Source organism: Flavobacterium sp., from assembly GCF_040402895.1.
In the GTDB taxonomy this organism is placed as follows: Bacteria; Bacteroidota; Bacteroidia; order Flavobacteriales; family Flavobacteriaceae; genus Flavobacterium.
In genome coordinates, this window is sequence record NZ_JBBALR010000005.1 from 132,510 (window position 1) to 151,062 (window position 18,553).

Annotated in this window: 16 protein-coding genes and 4 tRNA genes; 1 reads left to right on the top strand and 19 read right to left on the bottom strand. The window is 31.1% G+C overall.

The window, feature by feature from the left end:
• Positions 1-8: 8 nt before the first annotated feature.
• The 17 genes from ABWP60_RS06315 to ABWP60_RS06395 form a co-directional block, all read right to left on the bottom strand.
• A tRNA-Trp gene (locus ABWP60_RS06315) sits at positions 9-79 on the bottom strand.
• A gap of 59 nt (positions 80-138) precedes the next feature.
• Complete coding sequence (gene tuf / locus ABWP60_RS06320) at positions 139-1,326, bottom strand: elongation factor Tu (protein WP_353150108.1); 1,188 nt, start codon at positions 1,324-1,326, stop codon at positions 139-141.
• Positions 1,327-1,388: 62 nt separating this feature from the next.
• Positions 1,389-1,460: transfer RNA gene (locus ABWP60_RS06325), tRNA-Thr, on the bottom strand.
• A 119-nt stretch (positions 1,461-1,579) separates the two neighbouring features.
• A tRNA-Tyr gene (locus ABWP60_RS06330) sits at positions 1,580-1,660 on the bottom strand.
• A 92-nt stretch (positions 1,661-1,752) separates the two neighbouring features.
• Positions 1,753-1,826, bottom strand: a tRNA-Thr gene (locus ABWP60_RS06335).
• 94 nt (positions 1,827-1,920) lie between these two features.
• Complete coding sequence (hpf, locus tag ABWP60_RS06340) at positions 1,921-2,223, bottom strand: ribosome hibernation-promoting factor, HPF/YfiA family (RefSeq protein WP_353150110.1); 303 nt, start codon at positions 2,221-2,223, stop codon at positions 1,921-1,923.
• A 25-nt stretch (positions 2,224-2,248) separates the two neighbouring features.
• Positions 2,249-3,142 carry a tyrosine-type recombinase/integrase gene (locus ABWP60_RS06345; protein WP_353150113.1) on the bottom strand — a complete coding sequence of 298 codons (894 nt, stop codon included), beginning with the start codon at positions 3,140-3,142 and terminating at the stop codon, positions 2,249-2,251.
• A gap of 71 nt (positions 3,143-3,213) precedes the next feature.
• A complete protein-coding gene (rpsU, locus tag ABWP60_RS06350; RefSeq protein ID WP_166127146.1) occupies positions 3,214-3,408 on the bottom strand; it encodes a 30S ribosomal protein S21 in 195 nt (64 codons plus the stop codon).
• A gap of 88 nt (positions 3,409-3,496) precedes the next feature.
• Complete coding sequence (locus tag ABWP60_RS06355) at positions 3,497-4,666, bottom strand: acyl-CoA dehydrogenase family protein (RefSeq protein ID WP_353150117.1); 1,170 nt, start codon at positions 4,664-4,666, stop codon at positions 3,497-3,499.
• A 24-nt stretch (positions 4,667-4,690) separates the two neighbouring features.
• The gene (locus tag ABWP60_RS06360; protein ID WP_353150120.1) at positions 4,691-5,569 is read right to left on the bottom strand and encodes a ComEA family DNA-binding protein; all 879 of its coding nucleotides are present in this window, start codon (positions 5,567-5,569) and stop codon (positions 4,691-4,693) included.
• Positions 5,570-5,578: 9 nt separating this feature from the next.
• Complete coding sequence (locus tag ABWP60_RS06365; RefSeq protein WP_353150123.1) at positions 5,579-5,797, bottom strand: PspC domain-containing protein; 219 nt, start codon at positions 5,795-5,797, stop codon at positions 5,579-5,581.
• 33 nt (positions 5,798-5,830) lie between these two features.
• Entirely contained in the window at positions 5,831-7,099 is a 1,269-nt protein-coding gene (locus tag ABWP60_RS06370; RefSeq protein ID WP_353150126.1) for a DUF2851 family protein, read from the bottom strand.
• A gap of 95 nt (positions 7,100-7,194) precedes the next feature.
• Positions 7,195-8,556 (bottom strand): pyridoxal-phosphate dependent enzyme, encoded by a 1,362-nt coding sequence (locus tag ABWP60_RS06375; protein WP_353150128.1) that lies wholly within the window; start codon positions 8,554-8,556, stop codon positions 7,195-7,197.
• 72 nt (positions 8,557-8,628) lie between these two features.
• Positions 8,629-10,497, bottom strand: coding sequence for a putative porin (locus ABWP60_RS06380; RefSeq protein WP_353150130.1), 1,869 nt, complete (start codon positions 10,495-10,497; stop codon positions 8,629-8,631).
• A gap of 93 nt (positions 10,498-10,590) precedes the next feature.
• Positions 10,591-11,337 (bottom strand): hypothetical protein, encoded by a 747-nt coding sequence (locus ABWP60_RS06385; protein WP_353150133.1) that lies wholly within the window; start codon positions 11,335-11,337, stop codon positions 10,591-10,593.
• Between the two features lie 18 nt (positions 11,338-11,355).
• On the bottom strand, positions 11,356-12,828 hold the full coding sequence (locus tag ABWP60_RS06390; protein WP_353150136.1) for a RagB/SusD family nutrient uptake outer membrane protein: 1,473 nt from the start codon (positions 12,826-12,828) through the stop codon (positions 11,356-11,358).
• 27 nt (positions 12,829-12,855) lie between these two features.
• Positions 12,856-15,930, bottom strand: a complete 3,075-nt coding sequence (locus tag ABWP60_RS06395; RefSeq protein ID WP_353150139.1) for a SusC/RagA family TonB-linked outer membrane protein — start codon at positions 15,928-15,930, stop codon at positions 12,856-12,858.
• Positions 15,931-16,129: 199 nt separating this feature from the next.
• Between ABWP60_RS06395 and rnhB the strand changes: the two genes are divergently transcribed.
• A complete protein-coding gene (rnhB, locus tag ABWP60_RS06400; RefSeq protein ID WP_353150141.1) occupies positions 16,130-16,825 on the top strand; it encodes a ribonuclease HII in 696 nt (231 codons plus the stop codon).
• A 3-nt stretch (positions 16,826-16,828) separates the two neighbouring features.
• Here the strand turns inward: rnhB and lipB are convergent, their stop codons facing one another.
• Positions 16,829-17,527, bottom strand: coding sequence for a lipoyl(octanoyl) transferase LipB (lipB, locus tag ABWP60_RS06405; RefSeq protein ID WP_353150144.1), 699 nt, complete (start codon positions 17,525-17,527; stop codon positions 16,829-16,831).
• Between the two features lies 1 nt (position 17,528).
• Positions 17,529-18,467 carry a hypothetical protein gene (locus ABWP60_RS06410; protein ID WP_353150147.1) on the bottom strand — a complete coding sequence of 313 codons (939 nt, stop codon included), beginning with the start codon at positions 18,465-18,467 and terminating at the stop codon, positions 17,529-17,531.
• Positions 18,468-18,553: the final 86 nt, after the last annotated feature.

The following is an 18,553-nucleotide window of genomic DNA, read 5'->3' on the forward strand; positions in this document are numbered from 1 at the left end:
ATTATTTGCACGAGCGGAGGGATTCGAACCCCCATCAATGGTTTTGGAGACCACTATTCTGCCCTTGAACTACGCTCGTATGTTAAAATCAGTACCGATTGCTCGATACTGATTTAAAAAAATATAATTGACTTTAAATTAGTCTAAAATTTCAGTTACCTGTCCAGCACCTACTGTTCTACCACCTTCACGGATAGCGAAACGTAAACCTATAGACAATGCAATTGGAGATAATAATTCAACATCAATAGTTAAGTTATCACCTGGCATAACCATCTCTCTTCCTTGTGGTAACATAATAGTACCTGTTACGTCAGTTGTACGTACATAAAACTGAGGACGGTAGTTATTATGGAATGGAGTATGACGTCCACCTTCTTCTTTTTTCAAGATATAAACCTCTGCTTTAAATTTAGCGTGTGGTTTTACTGAACCTGGCTTAATAATAACCATACCTCTTTTGATATCAGCTTTATCAATACCTCTTAACAATAAACCTACGTTATCTCCAGCTTCACCTCTATCTAAGATTTTACGGAACATTTCAACTCCAGTAATAGTAGAAGTTAATTTTTCAGCACCCATACCGATAATTTCAACTGGGTCTCCTGTATTAGCAATACCTGTTTCGATACGACCTGTAGCAACAGTTCCACGACCAGTAATTGTAAATGAATCCTCAACTGGCATTAAGAATGGTTTCTCAACGTCACGAACTGGTAATTCAATCCATGAATCTACTGCATCCATTAATTCCATGATAGTAGCTACCCATTTTGGATCTCCATTCAATCCTCCTAAAGCAGAACCTTGAATAACTGGACCATTATCACCATCATATTGATAGAAAGATAATAAGTCTCTGATTTCCATCTCAACTAACTCTAATAATTCAGCATCATCAACCATATCCACTTTGTTCATGAATACAACCATTCTTGGTACACCTACTTGGCGACCTAAAAGGATATGCTCACGAGTTTGTGGCATTGGACCATCTGTAGCAGCAACTACTAAGATAGCACCGTCCATTTGTGCAGCACCTGTAACCATGTTCTTAACGTAATCCGCGTGACCTGGACAGTCAACGTGAGCGTAGTGACGGTTAGCAGTTGAATACTCAACGTGCGACGTGTTAATTGTAATACCTCTTTCTTTTTCTTCTGGAGCATTATCAATTTGATCAAATGATTTTGCTTCTGATAAACCTGCATCTGACAATACTTTTGTAATTGCAGCTGTTAACGTAGTTTTACCGTGATCTACGTGTCCGATAGTACCAATATTCAAATGGGGCTTCGAACGGTCGAATGTTTCCTTTGCCATGATTTTAAAATTTAATCTTAGTTATTTATATTTATTAGTGTTCAAAAATTATTTCTATTTTGAGCCAATGTCGGGAATTGAACCCGAGACCTCTTCCTTACCAAGGAAGCACTCTACCCCTGAGCTACACCGGCTTTTGTGAGTTCAGAAGTTAAAAACAAACCTAAATTTGCTCTTAATCCTATTTTTCTTTTACTCGTTTTTAAAGATTTTACTTAAAAAATAATTAAATAAATTCATTTAAAAAAGTTTGTGGGGAGAGCAGGATTCGAACCTGCGAAGTTTTCACAGCAGATTTACAGTCTGCCCTCGTTGGCCGCTTGAGTATCTCCCCTAACCTTACTTAAAATCAAAAAAAACAAATTATAAATTCCAGCATAAACTAGAAAATAAATTAATTAATTCTTGATTGTCAAAATTTCAAAGAGCCAGTGGAGGGACTCGAACCCACGACCTGCTGATTACAAATCAGCTGCTCTAGCCAGCTGAGCTACACCGGCATTTCTATGCATAAAAAAAGTCCGCTATTTCTAACGGACTGCAAATGTATGTAATTTATTTATTAATCAAAACTTTTTTAAATCTTTTTTTAAATTAACTATGTGCTCTTAATTTTTCTTTTCTCTTTACTAATAATCGTTCTAAAGATTCAACTGCTAAATCTGCTGCCTCTTCAAAACTTTTACTGTGTTTCGTTACAATAAAATCATCTCCAGGTACCAATACCTTTAACTCCACCGTTTTGTTTTCTTTTTCACTTATATTTTCAACTTTTAAAAACGCATCTGAAGAAATTACCTTATCGTAATATTTTTCTAATTTAGTCATTCTTTCATCAATAAAATCAACTAATTTTCTGTCGATATTAAAATTAACTGCATGTACATTCACTTTCATAATAATTATAGGTTTTAATTAAACATTACTTGTTTCTTGGGTGTGCATTGCTGTATACTTTTTTTAACTCTGATAAACTACTATGCGTATAAATCTGAGTAGATGACAAACTTGCATGTCCAAGCAACTCTTTTACTGAATTTAAATCTGCACCGTTATTTAACAAATGTGTTGCAAACGAATGCCTAAGAACGTGGGGGCTTCTTTTTACCTTTTCAGATATAGTACTAAAGTAATCATTTATTAATCGATACACAAACGTTTCGCTTATTTTATTCCCTTTTTTAGATAAAATTAACTTTTCGGGAGCATGAATAATTGGAAGTTCTTTACGTTTTGTTAAATATAATTTTATTACGGCTGACGTGGAAGCTAATAAAGGTATAATTCTTTCTTTATTTCGTTTCCCTAATACCTTTATTGAATTACCATAAAAGTCTATTGCCTTACTTTCTAAATTAATCAATTCTGCTCTTCGCATTCCTGTTGCGTATAATAATTCAACTACCAACCTATTTCGCACACTATCAAAATCGGTTTCTAAAAAATGTAATTCAAATAAGGAGTTCATTTCCTTTTCAGAAAAAGGAATCTGAACTTGCTTGGGTGTTTTTAACGATTTGTGTTTTACAAAAGGATTACTGTCAATTTGTTTCGTTTTTAATAGAAATTTGTAAAACGATTTTAAGGAAGCCATTTTTCTATTTATTGAGGAAGCCGCAATTTTTGTATCTGACAACGCAACAATCCAACTTCGAATTAACGGATAATTCACTTCTTCTAAAGAACACCCCTCATGATTTTTATTAAGAAACAATTGAAAGGATAAAATATCTTTTTGATAGGCATTCACAGTAAGTGGGGAATACTTTTTTTCCTTTTCGAGATATTCTAAATGGGACTGTAAATTATTACGCATAAAAAAACCGTTAGATACAAATTTATAATTTATAATCTAACGGTTAAAGTATTTAATCAAAAAATGATGGATTAACTTTCTAAGTTGTCTCTCATGTTTTGGATGTAAGCCGCTTTTTGAATTTTGATTCTGTTTGTCACAGAAGGCTTAATGAAAGCTTGACGCGCACGTAACTGACGAACAGTTCCTGTTTTATCAAATTTTCTTTTATAGCGCTTTAATGCTCTATCGATATTTTCTCCGTCTTTAATTGGTATAATTAACATAATATTGACACCTCCTCTCGTTAAGGGTGCAAACTTAAATAAAAATTATGAATTATGAATTACGAATTGAAAATTATTTTTAAAACAACTATTTTACTGCTGGTTTATAATTTTGATTATCAATAATCATTTTTGATAAAATCTCTTTTAAGATTTCTGAAGTACCTCCACCAATTGGACCTAAACGACTGTCTCTTAACAATCTAGCTAACGGGTATTCTTCCATATATCCATAACCACCAAGCATTTGTAAGCAATCATATATGGCTAAATCGGCTACTTTTGTTGATTTCAATTTTGCCATAGTAGCTTCTTTTACAACATATTCACCTTTATCTAATCTAGCTACTGCTGCATAATTAAAGATTTTACAGTGTTCTACTTCGGTAGCATGCTCCACCATTGTATGACGCAGCGCTTGAAATTTATTAATAGTAGTTCCAAATGCTTCGCGTTGCGACATGTATTCTATAGTATAATCAATAGCATATTCCGCTCGAGCGTGCGCATTAACTGCCATTATTAATCTTTCAAATGCAAAATGCTGCATAATATAAGGAAATCCTTTCCCTTCTTCTCCCATTAAATTTTCAGTTGGAATCTCGACATTATCAAATGCAATTTCAGCAGTATCAGAAGCTCTCCATCCTAACTTATCAAGTTTGGTTGCAGAAATTCCTTTTAAATTGGTATCTACTAAAAAAATGCTAATTCCTTTATTTCCAAGTTCTGAATTTGTTTTTGCTGCTACTATATAATAATCTGCATACACGCCATTTGTAATAAATGTTTTCGAACCATTAATAATAAATTTATCACCTTGCTTTACTGCAGTAGTTCTCATTCCTGCAACATCACTACCTCCAAAAGGTTCCGTAACACACAATGCACCAATTTTTTCGCCTAATATACTTGGCGCTAAATAATTTTGTTTAATAGCTTCACTTCCTTCTGCGTTTAAATGCGTCATGGCCAAATAAGCATGTGCCCACATAGCTGCAGCAAAACCAGAAGACTTAATTTTTTGAAGTTCTTCTAAAAATACTACGGTATAAAACAAATCTAAATTTAATCCACCATATGCTTCTGGATAATTAATTCCAAAAAAGCCCATTTCACCAAATTTTTTCCAAATAAAGCGTTCAATCGTGCCTGTTTTTTCCCATTTTTCGATATGAGGCACTACTTCTTTTTGTAAAAAATCTTGTAAACTTTTTCTAAATAATTCGTGTTCTTCTGTAAAATATAATGAATTCATTAATTAGATTTTATTGGTTTATTTTTAGAATTCCAAATATAAGGCTATTATTTTTAATTTTTCAAGTGGAAATTGCTTAACATTTGTTAAATCTTCACTACGTTTAAAATCACCATTCATACTTCTAAAAGTAACGATATTCTTAGCTATAGTGTAATTAAAGTAAGGAAATTGCTGTAATTCTTTAATAGTAGAAGTGTTAATATTTATCTTTTTAATATTTCCAGTTGATTTAATTTGAAATTTTTTATTTAAATCGACTAGGGCCTCCAGAGAAATTCCCCATATAAAACCTAATTGATCCATTGAAACAAAATTTCCAAATTTTTCTCGTTCCGATATTATTTTTAAAGCTAATTTATCACCAATCATGTATACTTTTTCCAATTCTATTTGATCGGCTGAATTTAAATCTTGCACAATAATTTTAGATGCTTTCTTATCAAATTTTTGAAATTTATTTTCAAATTTCGATTGATATTTTTTAGTAGTTGTAGTTGTTACCCAATCTGGAAATTTAAAATATATTGCATACTGTTTCATCCATGAATTAGAAACACCTGTAAGTTTTTGAAATTCTGCATTTGAATTTACATATTTATTTTGTTTTCTAAAATTATGCAGCTTGTCAATTTGTGATACTGTCATTCCTAACTTGTAACCTTTATAGTCTGAAATAAAATTTGGGTTAAATGGATAAATTTTACTTGAATTTTTCTGATTTACATCTTTTAAACTATCAATTTCATTTTGAGCTAAAAGCCAGCTTTTCTCTTCTTGAGTTAATTCGAAAGACGTTGTACCCTTTTGGTTATTATACCAATAAATAAATAGTTGTAACAACCCAATACAACCAATCAAAATTGCAATTCCGAAATAATGTCCTTTAGAAAATCGTAACATAGCCTACTATTATAAATCAAAAACCGAACTTCTTTTCGTGTAAATTAAATCTTTTAACTTTAAAATAAAAGCCAATGTTAAATAAAAACCAAATCCTAATCCTACCGTAATAAAAGATATATATACAAAAAACAAACGTACTTGAGTGGCTCGCATCCCCAAACGGTCCGCTAATCGTGACGCAACAAAAAAACCGTTTTTTTCGAAGAAATGTAGTAAATTGTACATAAATATTAGTAACTATTTAAAGTATAAAGATACTTAGTTTTTTAACAATTGCAAACCTACAGCACAGTTAAGGCATTTATTTTTATTACAATATTCCTTTTTAAGTTCTAATAACGATTGCGATTGAAAAGCATTCTTTGTTTTTATATTAAAATCGGAAAATTTTTTAAGAATTGCATTCTTTTCTGCTGGCATTTCTTCTAAAAGACCTATTAATTCTTCAACATTTAATTTTCCTTGATGTTTAGCATAACAAAACTTTATAGGAATTACGGTATTAATTATTATCAAATCGATAAATGGATGGGTTGACCCTTTGCTTTTTGATTGGCTTACTTTTGAAAAATTATAATGATTTTTCCAATATTCTGAGGTTTCACTTTTTAATAATTGCTTAATTTGAGCATAGGAATTAGCTTGAATCAGCTGAAAAAACAAATTCTGATTATTCGCTATTAAATTTGCAAATTGCGACAACCGTATTGTTGGAAAATTGTCAGGACGAAGTTTAAAAAATTGTGGATGCAAACCAAATTCTGATTCTAAATTATATTTTATTTTTAGATAGCTCCAATGCGATGCTAATTTTGTGTGATATTCATCTTCTAATGGCTCATTTAACAAATTCAATTTTCCAAAAAACAAAGCTTCCAAATTTTCAACATCAAAACGTTCTTTTCTAACAATCGAAAAAGGAATAGACTTGGCTACTTGCAAAAAGCAATCACCATTGGTATTGAGACCAAAATTTTTGAATAGCATTTCAAAAAAAACGGCTTCCCAATTATTATTTGTTTCTATTAATCGTTTATCAATAATTTCAGATTTTCTTTCTAATCTATTTAAAAACAAACTTTCTAACCAATTTTCCCAAATAAAATTGTCAATTTTATCGATTTGATTTTCGCAATTTATCCAAGATTTAGAAGTTATTAGCGACTTGTACTTGTTAATTTCAGAAAGTGATACATACTTTTTTAATTCTAAAGTTGGAATTTCAGAATTGTCTTTTCTAAAAATAGGCATGTCATTTTCCCAGACCACGTGTAGAATAACGTTGTCATAATTAGCATCTTTTTCGTGATGGTGCAAATACCAATCGGAAGACTTAACATGGATTTCAATATTTCCAGCCCATTTTTGCTGATTAATAGAAATTTGCGCATTAAAAATATCGGGGCCTGCATTTTGCAAATACTGGCCAAAATGATTGATTTCTAATTTTTCGTTAAGATGTGTTTTGAGTTGGGTAAATGGTAGTTTCTTATTTACCCATAAATAATGGAGAAATTCTTCTTGCATGGCGTGTACTTTTTAATTTGGCTTATATATAAAACAAATATAAAAAAAACGGATAACATATTGCCATCCGTTTTAAAAATATTTATTTAGATTTTCTATTTAATAGAACTAATTATATCGTGTTTAGTTATAATATGATGTTTTCCGTTTCCTAAATCTACTAAAACCGCTTGATTGTCTTTATTAATTAATTTAGAAACTTCATCAATAGAAGCCGATGCCAATACAACTGGGAAGGGTTTACCCATAACTTCTTTAATTGGTAAATCTGCGATATCTTTATTTTCAAAATAGCTTCTAAATAAATCCGACTCATCCAAACTTCCAACAAATCCTTTAGTATCAATTACTGGAATTTGAGAAATTTTGTATTTTTTTAATCTTTCAATAGCATGAGACACCAATTCTTCTGTTCTTACAACAATTAAAGGTTTGTCTTTATGATCTTTGATTAAATCTTCAGCTTTAGTAAACTCTTCTTCTAAAAATCCTCGTTCTCGCATCCATTCATCGTTATACATTTTACCAACATATCGACTTCCAGAATCGTGAAACAAAACTACCACAACGTCATCTGGTTTAAAATGTTCTTTTAATTGCAAAACACCTTTAACAGCTGCACCAGCCGAATTTCCACAAAACATTCCTTCTTCCAATGCTAATTTACGAGTGTAAACAGCAGCGTCTTTATCCGTAACTTTTGTAAATCCGTCAATTAAAGAAAAATCGACATTTAATGGTAAAATATCTTCTCCGATTCCTTCAGTGATGTACGAATAAATTTCATTCTCATCAAAAATACCTGTTTCATGATATTTTTTAAATACAGATCCGTACGTATCAATTCCCCAAATTTTTATATTTGGATTTTGTTCTTTCAAATATTTAGCCACTCCAGAAATCGTTCCGCCTGTCCCTACTCCAACCACAAAATGGGTAATTTTACCTTCGGTTTGTTTCCAAATTTCCGGTCCAGTTTGCTCATAATGTGCAATGGCATTACTAGGGTTGTCATATTGGTTTACATACCATGAATTTGGAATTTCATCCCCTAAACGTTTTGATACAGAATAGTAAGAACGTGGATCGGTTGGTTCCACATCTGTTGGACAAACAATAACTTTTGCGCCTACTGCACGTAAAATATCTGACTTCTCTTTTGATTGCTTATCCGAAATTACAAAAATACATTTGTATCCTTTAACAATTGCTGCCAAGGCTAAACCCATTCCAGTATTTCCTGAAGTTCCTTCAATAATGGTTCCACCTGGCTTCAATCGTCCATCCGCTTCTGCATCTTCCACCATTTTTAAGGCCATTCTGTCTTTCACAGAATTTCCAGGATTAAATGTTTCTAATTTTCCTAAAACCAAACAAGGTATTTCGGCTGTTATTTTATTTAATTTTACAATTGGTGTATTACCAATGGTTTCTAATATATTTTTTGCGTATTTCATATTATTATTTTGTGAAGACAAAGTTACAGGTAATTGTAAGATATACAAACAGAAAACAAGTATTAACAGTTACTATTTAAAGAAATTCCATTCTAAACCGAAGCGGATATGAAAATCACGAAACGGAGAGTTTGGCGTATTATAATAATTTACTTTATTTGTAAACAAAGCATTAAAATGTTCTGCTTTAAGATATATTCTACATTGTTGAACACGTGCATTTAAAAAGAAATCTAAAACAGGAAATCCTCCCACTTTTAATTGATCTTGAACATAAAATTCTCCCAAAACACCAATGTAATCATTTGCATAATGCTTACTAAAGTAGTTTGCAGTTATTCCCGTTTGCAATAACATGGCTTTCTTAAATACCGATTTGGTATAATACAATGTGTTTCGTAAAACAATATTTGGCAAATTTAAAATTTTAGCATCTTGTTGTACTTCTTGAAATTTTACCCTATTATCTAATGCCCAATTTCTAAATTTAATTTCTTTGGCTACTTCAGCGCTTGCATATTGAATAGATTTACTGTATTGAAATGGTTTTATGAGTAAAACATCTATTTGCTGTGTAGTATTATAAAAATACAAATGGTCATTTAAATTTGAAATTTGAATAGTTGCATCCACCCATTTGTTTTTAGTTTCCACTTTAATAGTGCTGATTTTTTCATTTTTAAAAGGCGTGTTCCAATTGTAATTATTGTAATCACTTTTATGAAATACAAAAATATTATCTGGAACTTTACTGACTTGTTGTGCTGATATTTTTACAAAATTATCATTTGAAAAAGTATACTTAGCAAAAGCTTCAAAATTTGATGCCGGCTGATTTGAAATGGCATTTTGTACCAAAATATTGAAATTCCATTTGTTTCTATCAAATTCGTATTGCCCGCCTACTGAGGTTACGCGATTATGTAAGTTGTATTTGTCATTTGCATTGAAAGCAATGTTATCTGGAATAACATAAAAATGATTATACGAATAGTTATCTAAAAAAAAGTTAATTTCCCCTAGTGTTTTGGTTTTAAAACTTACTCCTACTTTATTATAAAACACATCAAAACGTGTTTTATTATTTATAGAAGATGAAATTGCAGTACCTAATCGATCACTTTTGGTAGTTTGAATGTATTCGTAAAACTTGTTTTCATAATAGGTCTGATGTTTTAACACCAATGAATTTCCTGTAGAAAATTGATAGGATTGATCTAAAAAATAACGATTCCCTTTTAACTTTGACGAAGCATCATTAAAATACACATCTACTCTTTCTCGTTGACTAAAAGAAGGGTTAGTTCCATCTAATTGCTCCAACGTTTTTATTCCACCATTTTCTTGATTAAAAATATCTTGACCAATAAAATTGGCTTTCAAAAAATATTTTTTGTTTAATGAATGGTAATTCGTTATAAACCTAAAATGCCCAGAACTTGTTAGATTATTAAAATAATCTCCAATAGATCGAATAGATTTATAAGCAATAGTAAAATTTAAGTTTGGTTTTGTATTTACTGACAATAGCGCATCCAAACTTTGTCCTTGACGCATAACTGTTTTGAAATAGATATCCGTTAAAGGTGTTGGAACAGAATAATAATAAATATCCTTGTTGTTTAAATAAGAAACATGTTTTGCATTAAAACCAAATTGAGGTAAAGAACCAATAGTTTTTTTAGAAAAATCTAATTGATTATAAAGATAACCTTCATTTGAAAAAGAGAATAAACCAAAATTATCTTTTCTTAAGTAATTGTATTTGTATTCATCTTGAATAGTCAAAGACGTATCAATAAAAACGGTATCTTTTTGAGTAGTGAAGGTTTTATAGAGTTTAATATCTGCTTTTAAATCAACCACTTTAGTAGTATCTCTTTCTTGGGCGTAGAAAGAAGAAGATAAAGCAAAAAACAATATAGTAAGTAGGTTTCTCATTTTTACAATTTAAAGGGCAAATGTACTGAGAATTTGTTGTAAAAAAAAACCCCGATAAATCGGGGTTTAATTTAATATAATACAATTAATAAATTAATTAATTGTAAAAGGATGTGATATAGTTGAACCAAAAACTGAACCTGTAACTAGCGTTGTACCGTCAGCTAACTTTAAATTATAAGTACCTGGTGCAATACCATCTCCGTAACTGTCATTCATAATAAATGTATAGTCACCTGGAGTTAAACAAAACTGAGTAGTAAATGAAGCTAATCCATCAGCATATGGAGAAGAACTAGCAATAGTTACATTCGATGAATTTTTTAACAACCAAGAAATTTCTGATGCATAAGGGTCAAAAGCTATATTTAAATTAACTTTTGTATTAGCACAACCTCTTTGAATACTAACCACATGGTTTGTTCTGTTAGGTAACGCATAAAAACCTGAATCAAAAACTAAAACTAATTGTTTTGCTGAACCATCAGAAGGCAAAGCAGCAAATGAACCAGAGTTAATTCTAAGCTTAGCAGTAGTCTGACCTGCAGGAATAACCGCAGTTGACATATCAATTGAATACATATTTGTAGTTGCAGTCGTAAAAGGACTTACTACAACTGGTACTACTCTGTCTACGTTAGAAACTATAGAAGAACTAACTAAAACTTCAGTAAATGCTGGAGCTGCTGCAGTAAACTCAAATATTGAAGCTGGCTTATTAAAAAGCAATGCATCTTGAGGGCCTGTGAATGATTTATAATTATCGTCATCATTGCTACAACTAACAAGCAATGCCGAAATAATTAAACCAAAAAAGATTGAAAATCTAAAATTTTTCATAATTTAATAATTTATATATTAATAACCTGGGTTTTGTTGAATAGTTACGTTACCAGCAACCTCTAATTGAGGGATAGGTAAAGTAAATCTGTAATCAGAAAGTGCTAAAGTTAAAGGCTGATCTGCAATGTCATCATCCGTATTATCTCTTGTAATTCCTTGGTTTCCAGCTAAAGCAGCAAGACGTTTAATATCTAAATATCTATGACCTTCAAAAGCTAACTCTTTTCTTCTTTCTAATAAAATATCAGCCCAAGCCGCTTGTGCAGTAGCATAAACTGGCAAAGGTTGACCTGTTGCTCTAGCTGTTCTAATTGAGCGAACAAGTGTAGCAGCTGCAGCTAAATTAGGAGTTGCAGAACCAACTTCACATTCAGCAAGAATTAAAACCATTTCAGAATTTCTAAATAACTTTAAATCATTTCTTAATTGCTGACTTGGTTTACCAGGATATTTATTTATTGGTAAAATATCATTAGAAACATAATTAATGTCAGTTGCATAATTTGGATTAATTTGTGCTGTCGCATCAACCCAATTAATTCTTCTTACATCATTTGGATATTGATTATATAAATTAAATAAATTTCTACCCATATCTAAAAAACAACCACCTGTAGCGCTAGTTACATTAAAATACCAAGTACTACCAATATTTCCCCAAGTTCCACCTGAAGGTCTTGATGCTGCAAAAATACATTCACCTTGAGCAGTATCCGCCCATAAACCATTGTAAGCAGCTGCGGTAGAAAGAGCACCAGTAGCTAAAGTTGCATATTGTTTTGCTTTTACGTAATCTTTTCTATATAGATACATTCTAGCTCTTGCAGCAGAAATAAACTTCTGAGTAACAAATTTGTAATTTGTTGCAGTAGATGCTAAATTAGCTTCAGCAAATGAAAAATCACTTTCAATTAAATCATAAATTAATTGATTTTTAACTCTAAGTCTTTCTTGAACAACATTTGGTTTTTCCGGAGTTGTAACCAAAATAACACCTAATTCATTAGGGTTAGCAGGATCAACAGAGAAAAACGAAACCAACTGAATGTAAGAATACGCTCTTAAGGCGCGAGCTTCAGCTAAAACAGCATTTTTAGCGGCTAATTCTGCAGGAGTTGAAGTTACTACCAAATTAGAAAACTCTAATAATCTATTAACTCTGTTAATAACTGTATAATGAGAACTCCAAATACCTGCTGGTTCACCTGAGTTCGCATTCAGTTGAAATCTATGTAACTCTTTATCTTGACCACCATTTGATGGACCAATACCCACTTCATCTGTAAAAATTGAAGTAAATGCAATTTCTTCAGTATTGTCGATTCTTGAGTAAACATCACCATTTAAGTAGTTTCTTAAATCCGTAACTGTCTTAAATGCATCTTCTCTATATATTTCACCTTCTTGCACAATGTCTAAAGCATCACTACAAGATGAAATAAATAATAAACTTCCAATTGCAAGGAAAATATTTTTAATTTTTTTCATAATTATTATTATTATTAATTAATTAATTTAAAATCCAATTGAAGTACCAAAGGTAATTGTTTTAGGATTCGGGAAATTTGTTACTGATAATGCAGTTATTGCTTCCGGATCAAAACCTCTCCATTTTGTCCAAGTTAATAAGTTCTCAGCTAAAATGAAAAACTTAACATTTGTGAAAGGAGATTTTTTTAACAATTTTGAAGGAATATTGTATCCTACATTAATATTTTTTAGTCTAATAAATGATGAGTCATATAAAAATCTATCAGAACCTATGAAAACATTATTATTAGAAGCATTTAATGACGGCATTGTTGCAGTTGTATTGGTTGGAGTCCATTGATCTAATAAATCAGCAGTAACATTTTCTTGTCCAATAAATGCTGGATTAGAAGCCCATGAAAATTGGTTATCAATTCTCCATACGTCATACATGTATGTAAATAATGTATTAAAGTAAAAACCTTTGTAGTCAAAATTAAATCCAAAACCACCTTGGTATTTAGGTAAGTTACTTTTTCCAGTAGCTCTTCTATCTTTAGCTTCATCAGGTGTTTCGGTTAAGTTATTATTTCTGTCTAAGTATAATAAGTTACCATTTGCTTGGTTCACCCCAACATAAGGAATTAAATTCCATTCGTTAAGAATGTTACCCACTTGACGTAAGTTAGAAACACCACTTTGATCAGTAACAGCTAATGCAGTAATTTTGTTTTCATTGTATGAAGAATTTGCAAATACAGAAAACTTCATTTTATCATTTTTAATTACATTATATTTTAATAAAACTTCAATACCATTGTTTGTTAATTCACCATTATTCCCTGCAACTGAATACCCTGTACCAACTGTAGCAGAATTAGGAATAGAATTAAATAAATTAGATGTTGTTTTATTATACACATCAACATTACCTTCAAGTTTATCATTAAATACTGCAAAGTCAACACCAATGTTAGCTTGTGTGATTTTTTCCCACTGTACTGTAGTATTGTCAAATTGACCATATAAAAGACTACCCGCAGCGTTATTATAACCATTACCAACAGCAATAGTTTCTCTAATTAAATTACTAGAGGTTAACAAAGAAGGGAAGCCATAGTTAGCCGCAGAAATATTTTGATTTCCATTTGTTCCATATGAAGCTCTAAATTTTAACATAGAAAATTTAGAATTTTTCATAAACTCTTCTTGGTCAATATTCCATCTTGCAGATGCAGACCAAAATGTACCCCATCTGTTGTCTTCAGAGAATCTGTATGTTCCATCACGTCTTACTACAGCACTAACACCATATTTTTTATCATAATCATAGTCTAAAGTACCAAAAGCAGACAATGTTCCACCTGTTAATTTAGTTCCATTTACTGTTGAAATATAGAAGTTAGGAGTTGCAGGGTTAAAGGCAATATAACCTGTACCCGCACCTGGAGAATAAGTCAAAGGATTTAAACCATTTTGTCTACTTCCATGTCCTACATAATGAACTTTTGTATATTCAAAGAATGCTGCTAATGATAAATCATGCTTGTCTTTATATACTTTACGGAAATTTAAACTAGCAATGTTTGTAGCTGTTAAATCATTAATTGTTGATTGATCTTCAAATCCACCAAATGCTGAACCAGCATTTTGAGCAACTACTAAAGCTAAATAAGATTGAGGTGATCTACCAAATAATCTCCCGTATTGTTTAAAGTCAAGACCCGTTCTGTTTCTTACCGTTAAAGTTGGTGATAACTTATATGAAACTCCTAGGTTTAAAATAGCTGTTTTATCAGTATAATAACTCGGTAATGAATCTTCTTTAAGAATATCTTGTAATACATAAGTATCGTTAGCTCCGTTAAAGTTAGTTCCAATTGCAGTTAATAATTCCTGACCAGTTGCATATGGAGAAGGCGCAATGTAAGGAAGACCCATTAAACCTCCATGTAATGGATTTTGAATTGTATTATTATTTACTCCACTATTTGTTTCTTGGTCTAACTGACTTCTTTTAGAATAACCTAAAGCGATTTGTGAATCGAAGTTAAATTTATCATTATTACTTTTTCCTGATAAATTACTTCTAAAAGTAAATCTGTTAAAATTTGTAGTTGGCACTAAACCACCTTGATTAAAATAGCCAAGAGAAGTAAACGATTTAAGGTTTTTAGAACCCACACTAACACCTAAATTGTGTTGAGTAATTACATCCGTATTAAAAAACAAATCTACCCAATCTGTATCAATACCATAATTTGCAATATCACTATCTGATAAAGTAGAACCTAATCCAGTATTTTTTAACTTTTCAATAGTTAATGCTTGTTTTGCATTAGCCATGTTGTACTTGTTTTTTGGTAGTGTACTAAATCCAGATGAAGCATCATAAGAAAAAGTTAACGCTTGACCAAATTTACCGCTAAAAGTTTTAATTAAAATAACTCCATTAGCCCCTTTATTACCATAAATAGATGTACCAGCAGCATCTCTCAATACTGTAACACTTTCAATTTCATTTTGGTTAAGGTTTCTAAATTGATTAGAAGTAGAAGGAATACCATCAATTACAATTAATGGATCTGTATTACCATTAATTGAAGACGCCCCTCTAATAAATCCATCAAACTTAGCAGAACCTGGCGATCCTGAAGATGAAATAATTGTTAAACCTGGCGCAGTCCCTTGTAACGAAGCTAAAACTGACGCATTTGGTCTGTTCTCTAAAGTTTCACCACCTACTGTAGTTGAAGCAGTATTAGAGTTTGCTTTAGTTCTAGTTCTGTCGTAACCAATAGAAACATTAACAACTTCTATTACGTTATCTTTGTTAGATAAAGTAACATTTATAACATTTCCAGCACCAACAGTTACTGTTTTTGTTTCTTTATTTAAAAAAGAAACCTCTAAAACATCACCTTGAGCGGCTTTAATTGAGAATTTACCATTCTCATCTGTTTGAGTACCTTGTTTTGTACCCGAAATACTTACAGTAGCGCCTGGCAATTTAGCGCCATCACTAGTTACTGTACCTGTAACAGTTTTCTGTTGTGCGAAAGAAAACTGCATTGTAAACGCTACTAAAAGCGTAAAAATCCATTTGAACTTCGATCTCATATTAATTTTATTTGAGTTAGTTATTCCGCAAACTTCTTAATAATTTCTTAAATAAACAAATAATACTTCACAATATTGTTATTTTTTTTATGTTAATTTTTTTTTCGAATTTAAAAACTTTGCAGAACCCACAATATAATAGCGTTGAAATAATGTTAAATGTTATTTTAAATTTAATTATTTTTGTAAAAAATATTTTATGTTAAATAAATGTTACAGTAATTTTACTATTGAGTGCGGAACGGATGAAGCCGGCAGGGGTTGCCTAGCTGGTCCTGTAACAGCTGCTGCAATTATTTTACAAACGCCTAACAGTAACTTAACGAAAGCCCGAAAAAAACAAGAACATTTTTTATTTCAAGCCTTAAATGATTCCAAACAACTTACTGAAAAAAAACGTGTTGAACTGAGGCCAATTATTGAAAGTTTATTTGATTTTTCTTTTACTCATATATATAATGTAGAAATTGATGAAATAAATATCCTTAACGCTTCTATGAAAGCCATGCAAGAAAGCATATTGAAATTAAAAACTATTCCAGAATATATTATTGTAGATGGAAACAGGCCTTTAAACGGAAAATTAGGAATGAAACAAAAAGAAGGAAAAATTTTTAATGCCAAAGAAATTGAAATATTGTCCTCCATTCCAAACACTTCAATTATTAAAGGTGATGCAAAATTTTTGAGTATTGCCGCTGCCTCTATTTTAGCAAAGACATATCGAGACGATTTTATGGATAAAATTCACGAAGAATATCCTATGTACAATTGGAAAAAGAATAAAGGATATCCTACAAAAGAACACCGAGATGCTATTCGGAAATACGGCATTACTAAATATCATCGAAAAACGTTCCGATTACTACCTGAACAATTAGTATTAGATATTTAATAATTACACGAATGAACTTTCAAATAAAACTGAAAAATGTTTTAGAATTTTTTCTTTTACTTCTTCTTCATTGACTTCCCTACCCAACTCAACATGCATAGATGTTACCGCCTTCCCTCGAATACCACAAGGAATAATATTGTCAAAATAGCCTAAATCGGAATTCACATTTAAGGCAAAGCCATGCATCGTAACCCAACGAGAAGCACGAACTCCCAACGCACAAATTTTTCGAGCAAATGGCGTTCCCACATCAAACCAGACACCCGTTTCACCAGGGCTACGTTCTGTTTTTAACCCGTATTCTGCTAAAGTTAAAATAATAGCTTCTTCTAAAAATCTAAGGTATTTATGAATATCGGTAAAAAAATTTTCTAGATCTAAAATCGGATAACCTACAATTTGCCCAGGTCCGTGATACGTAATATCTCCCCCTCTATTTATTTTGTAGAAACTCGCTCCTTTTTCTTGAAGTTGCTTTTCGGAAAGTAACAAATTTGAAAAATCGCCGCTTTTACCTAAAGTATACACATGAGGATGGGTTACATATAGAAAAAAGTTCGGCGTTGGAAGTGGCTGCGAATCAGAATTTCTATTTAAGATTTTTAAATCTACAATTTTTTTAAATAATTCTTCTTGATACTCCCAAGTTTCTTTATAGTTTTTGTTTCCTATATCTAGAAGTTGAATTTTTTTATTCATTTTATTCAAAAACTATACTCAAGTTCAAATCTTTAATTTTTTTGGTAAACTCTTCAAATTTATATTTTAAAAATATTGTTTTTTTATCGTCACTTAATTTATAACTGGATTTAGGCAAAGAAACGTTTTTGATTTTTCTAGTAAATGTGTATTGAAATTCATAAGCCGAATCTTCCATCGCTTTTTTCATCATTTCACCCATTTTTTTAAAATCTTTTTCCATTTTTTTGATGTCTGCCTCACTCATATCTTCTTCTACCACGTTTTCCTCTGCTTCCACTTCTTCTATTGCTTCTTCTTCAGTTTCACGAATTGCATCTTCAATTGCTAAAGTATCAACAGGCATTTCGTATGCGGCTGTATCAATAATTTCGTCGTATATTTCTTCCTCAACCACTGCTTCAACATAGGGTTTTTGTTCTACAGATCTTGAGAATTCTTTTCCATCAAATGAAAATTTTACTTCTGTATTTTGATTTTGATTTCCAGCATCTAAAGCACCCGTTTTTTTACCCGACAAACCTTTAATTATGGATAGCGCTGAACCTACATTTCCTACCTCAGCTATAGAACTAAAATCGGTATACAAAATATACTTCATTTCGCTTTTTTCTTTATTTAAAAGTATTCGCATCGAATAATTTTTCATTTGCTCCATATTTGCCAATTGCTCAGCAGTCATTTCTTTTCCTTCTTTTTGATATTTTGCAACAAGGTCTTTAAAAACAACAACACTATCCATGTCTTTATCGGTTCCTTCAGTTAATTCTTTAGTCATTTTGTCCGACTTGTCTAAATCTTTAGTCATGGCGATCATTTTTGACATATCAACGGTATAAGATAACTTTCCAGATCCATCTTCATTAAAAATAATTTGCTCAGAAATCGAACAACTAATTAAAGAAAAACTAACAATAATAGCAACTAGAATATTTTTCATTTTAATATTTTTTATAATTTTTCCAAAGATACAATTTTGAAATCATTCTACTAAAAAATTCTCACTTTGAAACTATATTTCTATTA

What these genes read in the sequence shown, in the direction of transcription:
- hpf (WP_353150110.1), bottom strand. Translation starts at nt 2,223, where the DNA reads ATGAAAGTGAATGTACATGCAGTTAATTTTAATATCGACAGAAAATTA.
- ABWP60_RS06385 (WP_353150133.1), bottom strand. Translation starts at nt 11,337, where the DNA reads ATGAAAAATTTTAGATTTTCAATCTTTTTTGGTTTAATTATTTCGGCA.
- ABWP60_RS06390 (WP_353150136.1), bottom strand. Translation starts at nt 12,828, where the DNA reads ATGAAAAAAATTAAAAATATTTTCCTTGCAATTGGAAGTTTATTATTT.
- ABWP60_RS06370 (WP_353150126.1), bottom strand. Translation starts at nt 7,099, where the DNA reads ATGCAAGAAGAATTTCTCCATTATTTATGGGTAAATAAGAAACTACCA.
- rnhB (WP_353150141.1), top strand. Translation starts at nt 16,130, where the DNA reads ATGTTAAATAAATGTTACAGTAATTTTACTATTGAGTGCGGAACGGAT.
- rpsU (WP_166127146.1), bottom strand. Translation starts at nt 3,408, where the DNA reads ATGTTAATTATACCAATTAAAGACGGAGAAAATATCGATAGAGCATTA.
- ABWP60_RS06365 (WP_353150123.1), bottom strand. Translation starts at nt 5,797, where the DNA reads ATGTACAATTTACTACATTTCTTCGAAAAAAACGGTTTTTTTGTTGCG.
- ABWP60_RS06360 (WP_353150120.1), bottom strand. Translation starts at nt 5,569, where the DNA reads ATGTTACGATTTTCTAAAGGACATTATTTCGGAATTGCAATTTTGATT.
- ABWP60_RS06375 (WP_353150128.1), bottom strand. Translation starts at nt 8,556, where the DNA reads ATGAAATACGCAAAAAATATATTAGAAACCATTGGTAATACACCAATT.
- ABWP60_RS06355 (WP_353150117.1), bottom strand. Translation starts at nt 4,666, where the DNA reads ATGAATTCATTATATTTTACAGAAGAACACGAATTATTTAGAAAAAGT.
- lipB (WP_353150144.1), bottom strand. Translation starts at nt 17,527, where the DNA reads ATGAATAAAAAAATTCAACTTCTAGATATAGGAAACAAAAACTATAAA.
- tuf (WP_353150108.1), bottom strand. Translation starts at nt 1,326, where the DNA reads ATGGCAAAGGAAACATTCGACCGTTCGAAGCCCCATTTGAATATTGGT.
- ABWP60_RS06410 (WP_353150147.1), bottom strand. Translation starts at nt 18,467, where the DNA reads ATGAAAAATATTCTAGTTGCTATTATTGTTAGTTTTTCTTTAATTAGT.
- ABWP60_RS06380 (WP_353150130.1), bottom strand. Translation starts at nt 10,497, where the DNA reads ATGAGAAACCTACTTACTATATTGTTTTTTGCTTTATCTTCTTCTTTC.
- ABWP60_RS06345 (WP_353150113.1), bottom strand. Translation starts at nt 3,142, where the DNA reads ATGCGTAATAATTTACAGTCCCATTTAGAATATCTCGAAAAGGAAAAA.
- ABWP60_RS06395 (WP_353150139.1), bottom strand. Translation starts at nt 15,930, where the DNA reads ATGAGATCGAAGTTCAAATGGATTTTTACGCTTTTAGTAGCGTTTACA.